Genomic DNA, 3461 nt, shown 5'->3' on the forward strand with positions numbered 1-3461 from the left:
CTTCCCACGGACGGGCTCTCGCTGCTTTCCCTTGTCGTTGTGGCTGCCGTCGCAGATTTGGCCAACGTCTCCTTTGGAAAGAAGATGTCGATCTCGGTAAGAAGCTGCAGCTCGTGACTCGTCTCACTCTGAGTAGGAATCGTGAAGAGAAGGGTAGGTCGCCCGTCTGGAAAGACGAGTTGATGAAGCTGCGGTCGAAGGCCGCGGAAGAGCAGCTCTTGATAGAGAAACAGCTCGATGGGCGTCTGAGCTCCCCAGGTCCTATCTGTCACGCGGCATACAGGTTCCGCAGGGAGAGTGCCTGCCACCGCCTCAAGGACGCCGCCACGTTGAGAGGGGCGGCTGTTTGCGACTCAAATCGGAAATTAGCGCTGAGCGCTTTTCCGATCTGATCCTTCGGGCAATTCATCTAGCCAGCATGCGCCCTCGATGTACGGCCGAGAAAAAATATTTCCGATCTTTTCCGGAGCTTTGTTTTGATGATATCGCATATAGACGCGGTCATCAGCTCCAATGTCGAGGATCTCGATTTTTCCTGTGTAATGCGACATGATGTATTTGAATGTCTTTTGGATTCCGCTCAGGCGTTGGTTGATGCCGTGCGTTATCTCTAGTCCGCGGCGCAGTGGAACCTGAAAATGCGATGCCCCTTTCACCGGCCTGCCTTGAAAGAGGTAATAAGGGCGGATGCCCATTTGGTGACATTTGGCGAAGGTCGCAGCCAAGATCTCGGGATCATCGTTGACTTTCGCGAGAAGCACGGATTGATTGAGAAACTGCACACCACGCGCGCGTAACGAGAGAATGTTACGCTCCGCATCGACCGAGATTTCGCCAATATGATCAAAATGTGTGACGATTACTGCCGCCTTACGCGCCTCACTGATCCGTTGGAAGAACGCCACTAGAGTGGGATCCTCGAACCTTTCAGGCGCATAGGCGAGCATTTTTGTGCCAAAACGAATGGAATCCAAATGTGGGAACGGCAACAGATGATCGAGAATCGCATGAAGCCTGCCGGTGCTGAGCACGAACGGGTCGCCTCCCGACACCAGCACGTTCGTCATCTCAGGATGACCTCCAATGTAGCGCGCAATCTGCCCTAAGTCAGCTGCGATTTCATCTGAATCCTTGCCGACAATGCGCTTGCGAAAGCAATAACGGCAGTATGAAGCGCAGCGGTCCGTTGCCAGCAACAATCCGGTCTGGGCGTACTTGTGCTGAAACCCGGGCACGACCGTGTTGTCGTGCTCGCCGCTCGTATCTAGATTGCCGGGACTCTCAAACTCTTCGAATGAGGGCTCGACGATGAATTTCAGCTGCTCGTGGTAACCACTGTTGATGATCTGTTCACGATAGGATCTGGTGACCCGATAGCGCGTGATGCTATGAGCTTCCAACTCACCGGCGGTAAGCACGCGCGCCCCCTCGATGAAATTTATGACCTCGGACGCGGGGCGTCGACCCGAGCTGCCGGACGGAGGCGCACTCATCAGCGAAGCATCTATCACATTGCCTGGGATCGTTCGAGCGGTCTTCATGCAACCTCCCTTTGCTAGAGGTGTGAGGCGTAATGATCGTAACGGCTCCTCCGCCCGTTGCAATCGGCGTGCCACGACGAGGATGGCGGGAAAGACATGGAAAACTATCCGCTTACGACGCGGGCGACGAACACTTTCCGTCTCCCGTGCCTCACGTTCCGAACAGAAACGTCCTCAAGTCTACACGGCTAACGCTGGATGCGGAGGTCAAACAGAGTGGCTGGGTTTGTCTGAACGGTTTGCGGCGTTTTCGTTAAACATTCGCGTCAGCGCGTTGAAGTAAGCCTGATCCGGTGTTTGCCGGTCAAGGGATGGGTGCGGGCCTCGGGCACGGTTTTGTAGGCGTGGAGATAGACCTCCTCATATCTGATCGAGCGCCAGAGCCGCTCGACGAACACGTTGTCGCGCCATGCGCCCTTGCCGTCCATCGAGATTTCAATCTCGGCCTTCTTCAGCACCGCCGTGAAGCCGATGGAGGTGAACTGCGATCCCTGGTCCGTATTGAATATGTCGGGCTCGCCATACCGGGCAAGCGCGTCCTCGACCGTGACGTTTCTATCCGCTTAGTTCAGCAGGAGGAGAGTTATGGGCGATGAAGCTCGAACTTTGAAATCTGCCATCCTCATGTCCAGCACAAATGAGCATTTGGCATTTGCGGCTCTGCCTCGGTCAATCGGAGTTCGTGAATGCTCGGTATCTACACGACATAAGCAACTCTGCAAGATGCCGTTCGTTGGCCTCCAAAAGCTTGAAGCGCGCAATCGCCGCGTCTGACGCCGACTAGTTTCAGGAGACATTCGACCGCGACGAATGCGGGTGTTAACCGGCGCTTGATGAATTTGAATCACGGGATTGGCAATTGGGCCAAATCATGATTCAACGGGCGAAGGGAGATTTCGCCATAGGAACGGCACTGGCAATTCGGGTAGACTACACGGCTGATGACCTGCGTCGGCTGGCGAAGCAAAGCCGAGATGCGGATTGGTCACGTCGGCTGTTGGCTCTGTCGGTCATTATGAGGGTGGTTCGCGCGCAGCCAAGCGGCATCTATTGGCGGGGGTCGGTTGCAGATTGTCCGCGACTGGGTCGAGCGTTTCAATCCGCAAAGTCCCGATGGCCTGAAGACCGGAAAGGCGAAGGGCCGGGAGCACTTGCTGAGCGACAAGCAGCGCAAGGCGCCTGCGAGGCCGTTGAGAAGGGTCCGGTCCCTATCTCGCTGTGTGTCGTGCACTGCGGGCTGGTTGATCCGGTGCAATGGCTTTCGCAGGAGCATCGCATCTGCGTCATCGGCAGGCGCTTGGGCGTGAGTTGAATGCCATGGGCTACCGCAAACTCACGGCTCGACCGAAGCATCATGCGCAGAACCAGGATGCGATTGAGGACTTTAAAAAACTTCCCCGCCGCAGTGGCGGAAATCGCCGCCGGAGCCGCCAAAGACAAGCGATTAGAAATCTGGTTCCAGGACGAGGCTTGGATCGGCCAGAAGAACAAGATTACAAAGCGATGAGCCAAACGAGGAACGCGGCCTTCTGCTCCCCATGATCAGCGGGCGAGGTCCGCCCGTATCTTTGGAGCGATCTGCCCGAAGTTGGGCAAGGCTGCATGCCATGGTGCGATACTCATGCCGTGAACCAGCATCTGATCGAGATAACCGCCAAAGCGGCTGATGATGCCCATGCCGTGCCCGTCTTCAGGCTGGCTGGCACATGTCCAACGTAAGCGTCCGGCGAGGAAGCTTCGCGCTGACGGCTCGCCTTTGGCATGCAGCGGCACCAGTCGCGACTTGCCGAACTTCGTCTCGCGAACTTTGCGGATGCCCTGATCGAGATCGACGTCGTCCCGGAGCCGATCGAGCGCTTCTGCATGGCGCAGTCCGGCGCCCGCTAGCAGTCCGCACCGCCACGCCCGAGCTCGTTCCAT

1 protein-coding gene and 2 pseudogenes are annotated in these 3461 nt (G+C 56.8%); all 3 read right to left on the bottom strand.

What is annotated here, in order from left to right:
* Nucleotides 1-365 precede the first annotated feature (365 nt).
* Nucleotides 366-1541: a lysine 2,3-aminomutase gene (locus C9413_RS29735; protein ID WP_040114291.1), complete on the bottom strand. Its 1176-nt coding sequence runs from the start codon at nucleotides 1539-1541 to the stop codon at nucleotides 366-368.
* 207 nt (nucleotides 1542-1748) lie between these two features.
* Nucleotides 1749-2086: pseudogene (locus tag C9413_RS29740) on the bottom strand (hypothetical protein); the annotation flags it as partial.
* A gap of 997 nt (nucleotides 2087-3083) precedes the next feature.
* Nucleotides 3084-3461: pseudogene (locus C9413_RS33990) on the bottom strand (hypothetical protein); the annotation flags it as partial.

It is taken from the genome of Rhizobium sp. SEMIA 4085 (assembly GCF_013004495.1).
In the GTDB taxonomy this organism is placed as follows: Bacteria; Pseudomonadota; Alphaproteobacteria; order Rhizobiales; family Rhizobiaceae; genus Rhizobium; species Rhizobium gallicum.